A 4,397-nucleotide genomic window follows, 5' to 3' on the forward strand; every position below is an offset into this window, starting at 1 on the left:
CGCCTGGCCTGGCTCGACCGGCCCACCGGCGAGCCGATCCGCCGCTACGAACGCGATCGACCGGGCGAACTCGTCCACGTCGACATCAAGAAACTCGGCAATATCCCCGACGGCGGCGGATGGCGCGTGGTGGGCCGAACCGCAGGCGACCGGAACCGACAGGCCACCACCAACCAGCGCAGAAGCAGCACGCCAGTGATCGGCTACTCCTACATCCACTCCGCCGTCGACGACCACTCCCGCCTCGCCTACAGCGAAGTCCTGACCAACGAGCGCCAGGACACCGCGACAGGGTTCTGGCAACGGGCCAACGCCTTCTTCGCCGCCCACGGCATCACCGTCGAACGCGTTCTGACCGACAACGGCTCCTGCTACAAGTCCAAGATGTTCACCCAAGCCCTGACCGCGGCCGGCATCGCCCACAAGCGAACCCGGCCCTACCGGCCGCAGACCAACGGCAAGGTCGAACGCTTCAACCGCACCCTGCTCGAAGAATGGGCCTACCTGCGGCCCTACACCTCCAACGACGAGCGGACAGCGGCCCTGGCAGACTTCCTCCACACCTACAACCACCACCGCTGCCACACCGCACTGGACGGCAAGCCACCGATCAGCCGTGTGAACAACCCTGCGGGTCAATACACCTAGTCCGTTCACGTTCAACGATCGGACGACCGCGGACCATCCCCGCGGGCGCGGGGTCGACTGGGTGTCCCCGTCGAAGGACGAGCTCCCCAGCGGACCATCCCCGCGGGCGCGGGGTCGACAAAACCCGGTCGTGGTCGCGTCTCCGCGCTCACGGACCATCCCCGCGGGCGCGGGGTCGACTTCACCGACGTCCGGACCGGCGCCCTCTATGACGGACCATCCCCGCGGGCGCGGGGTCGACACCTTGACCCGCTTGCCGTTGGTCGAACCGGGCGGACCATCCCCGCGGGCGCGGGGTCGACGTAGGGGCGCATTCCGGCTACTTCAAGCAGTTGCGGACCATCCCCGCGGGCGCGGGGTCGACATCCGCCGGTACGTCGACGAGCCGAAGGCAACCGGACCATCCCCGCGGGCGCGGGGTCGACCGAGCCTGGGTGGCGTCGTTGGCGCCGGTGAGCGGACCATCCCCGCGGGCGCGGGGTCGACAGGTCCCGTGTAGCGGGCGGCAAGACGAAGCACGGACCATCCCCGCGGGCGCGGGGTCGACGTCGAACACCGAGTGGTGGACCTTCTGGTCGACGGACCATCCCCGCGGGCGCGGGGTCGACTAGTCACGGTGACGGCCGCCGTGCTCACGTGCAGGACCATCCCCGCGGGCGCGGGGTCGACGGTAGGCGTGCATGCCGGCGACGGGGCTGGTGAGGACCATCCCCGCGGGCGCGGGGTCGACCCGCTTCGGGTCGCGGGTGGCCAGTGTGGCGGCGGACCATCCCCGCGGGCGCGGGGTCGACATCTGCGCGGACGCCCGATCGCGGGCGATCAGGGGACCATCCCCGCGGGCGCGGGGTCGACCTGCTGCTCGCTCATGCCGGCCATCATCCCTCCGGACCATCCCCGCGGGCGCGGGGTCGACAAGGCCTGGGAGTGCTACCGGCCTCTGTGGCACGGACCATCCCCGCGGGCGCGGGGTCGACTAGATGACGCGGCTCTTGATGGCGTTGGTGAACGGACCATCCCCGCGGGCGCGGGGTCGACTGCCTGCACTGGCCCTTCGGCGGGTTCAACGCCGGACCATCCCCGCGGGCGCGGGGTCGACAGCAGGAGCAGGGCCCCGAGATCGGTTACGGCCGGACCATCCCCGCGGGCGCGGGGTCGACGTCTGGTGATACCGAGCCTGCTGCGGCGCCGCCGGACCATCCCCGCGGGCGCGGGGTCGACGGCTGCATTGAAGCCAGCAGCGCGGCAGTCAACGGACCATCCCCGCGGGCGCGGGGTCGACCAGCCGATCGTCCCCGCCGGGAGAAACCCCCGCGGACCATCCCCGCGGGCGCGGGGTCGACGGTCTGCCGAATCAGGTCTCCTTCACCCTCTACGGACCATCCCCGCGGGCGCGGGGTCGACGGGTGCATGGGCCTGTTCTGGGCCTCCCACTCCGGACCATCCCCGCGGGCGCGGGGTCGACGGACCAACAGGACCGGCCTCGTCTGCATTCAGAGGACCATCCCCGCGGGCGCGGGGTCGACCCGCCGCTAGCCTGTTCGTATCCCATTCACGGGGGACCATCCCCGCGGGCGCGGGGTCGACAGTCCCATGGCAACCGACGCCTACGGGCAGGGCGGACCATCCCCGCGGGCGCGGGGTCGACTAGTTAGCCCCGCAACCCCTGCCGGTCGAGGCCGGACCATCCCCGCGGGCGCGGGGTCGACCACCGTGGTCGCGTCCCGGACGTCTTCGAGTCCGGACCATCCCCGCGGGCGCGGGGTCGACAAAGTCACTGACGTTGGGGTGTCGACCTGCGACGGACCATCCCCGCGGGCGCGGGGTCGACTCGCCGAGTCGCCTGTTCCGCAAGCTCGGCTCCGGACCATCCCCGCGGGCGCGGGGTCGACGTCGCCACCATCGACGACCGTGGAAACGGGTACGGACCATCCCCGCGGGCGCGGGGTCGACCTCGTCGCCGTCGTCGCCGTAGAGGCGAAGCCCGGACCATCCCCGCGGGCGCGGGGTCGACCAGGACCGGGTGGGCTTTGCGCCGGCCTGCTCCGGACCATCCCCGCGGGCGCGGGGTCGACGGCCAGGCCGAGCCCAAAGAAGGTGGGGGCCCAGGACCATCCCCGCGGGCGCGGGGTCGACTAGCGGGCGTCCCTCTCCGGGTGGCTGGTCTCCGGCCCATCCCCGCGGGCGCGGGGTCGACACCTGGACCGGGTCGGTCTGGTTCGGTGCTGGCGGACCATCCCCGCGGGCGCGGGGTCGACTCATCCTTCAGCGCGCGGAGACTTTCCCCGCCCGGACCATCCCCGCGGGCGCGGGGTCGACGACGCCGGGGCCGGTGCCGGCGCGGGGTCCGGCGGGCCATCCCCGCGGGCGCGGGGTCGACGACGCCGGGGCCGGTGCCGGCGCGGGGTCCGGCGGACCATCCCCGCGGGCGCGGGGTCGACGACGCCGGGGCCGGTGCCGGCGCGGGGTCCGGCGGACCATCCCCGCGGGCGCGGGGTCGACGTTGAAGTCGAGATCCTGGGTCTTGATGCCGTCGGACCATCCCCGCGGGCGCGGGGTCGACTTCCAGGGCGCATATGCATCCCGGCAGCCGAGAGGACCATCCCCGCGGGCGCGGGGTCGACGGCCATCTTCTTCACGTGGGCGGCCTTCTCGGCGGACCATCCCCGCGGGCGCGGGGTCGACATGACCGACGAGGAGAAGGCCCGTGCCCTCAACGGACCATCCCCGCGGGCGCGGGGTCGACGCCCAGAGCGCCCAGTCGTTGGCGTACCCCCGCGGACCATCCCCGCGGGCGCGGGGTCGACATCCTCGACGACGCGAAGGATCTCCGGAAGGACGGACCATCCCCGCGGGCGCGGGGTCGACTGCCGGATCGGGGAGCCGCACCACGCGCACAGCGGACCATCCCCGCGGGCGCGGGGTCGACGGAATGAAGCCGAAAATCGCCCAGCCCGAGAGCGGACCATCCCCGCGGGCGCGGGGTCGACACCACCTTGCCGCCGGCCACGGCGTTGATGACCGGACCATCCCCGCGGGCGCGGGGTCGACACTTTCTGATCTGGGGCTTTATCGGCTCAGGTGGCTGTTTTCATTTAGTTGCTTTGGGGCACAGACGCAGGGTTCAGCCGTCGAAATCGGCTGGCTGCCAACGGTCGCGCCCTGCACCGCGGACAGCCCCGCGGGCAAGGACAGGGTGGCCGGCTGCTTGCTCATCCGGTGCTCCTGGACTGTCATCTGGCGTGGTGTCACCACGGTATCGCCGCTGTGGGGACCGAGAGCCCGCTGCGGCGAGACCGAAACCAACAGGACGGGACGCTGTCGTGCGTGCCTTTACCTGTCCTGCGCAGTCAGGAGCAAGATCTGGGCCTTGGAGCGGGTGGTGCCGAGCGCGGTGGCCACCGCTTCGGCCAGCATGCTGTCGTCGCACAGTGCGCCGGCGGAGCCTCGCCCTGACCGAGCCCGGGCGGGGCACGTTCGGCACCGTCATGTTCCGCGCCCCTGACAGACCACCGGCGTCTCAGCCGATGTCGGGAGGGTCGATGCGGACCCGCACCGCGTCGGCCGCCGACACCCCCCGCGCCGTCCGGGCCGCCTGCGCCGTTTTGAGGGCGGCTGCGAGGGCCGCGCCGCTGCCCGGCGGGACGCGGATCAGCGCCCGGTCCCCCGGGGACCGCTCCCCGCGCCGCCCGGGTATCGGGACCGGGCCCAGGATCTCCGCGTCCGGGGGCAGCCCGGCGCCCGCCAGGAAG

Annotated in this window: 1 protein-coding gene, 1 pseudogene and 1 CRISPR repeat array; of the genes and pseudogenes, one reads left to right on the plus strand and one right to left on the minus strand. The window is 73.1% G+C overall.

Translation table 11 applies throughout. The features are described 5' to 3' along the window. A partial coding sequence (locus PV721_RS41585) for an IS481 family transposase (protein WP_319733837.1) occupies positions 1-648 on the plus strand: 648 nt, incomplete at its 5' end. 29 nt (positions 649-677) lie between these two features. After that, a CRISPR array of direct repeats spans positions 678-3,696; the repeat unit is 29 nt; unit sequence CGGACCATCCCCGCGGGCGCGGGGTCGAC. A 469-nt stretch (positions 3,697-4,165) separates the two neighbouring features. Here the strand turns inward: PV721_RS41585 and PV721_RS41590 are convergent. Continuing rightward, positions 4,166-4,397, minus strand: a pseudogene (locus PV721_RS41590) (primosome assembly protein PriA); the annotation flags it as partial.

Source organism: Streptomyces sp. MB09-01, assembly GCF_033794505.1.
Classification (GTDB): Bacteria; Actinomycetota; Actinomycetes; order Streptomycetales; family Streptomycetaceae; genus Streptomyces.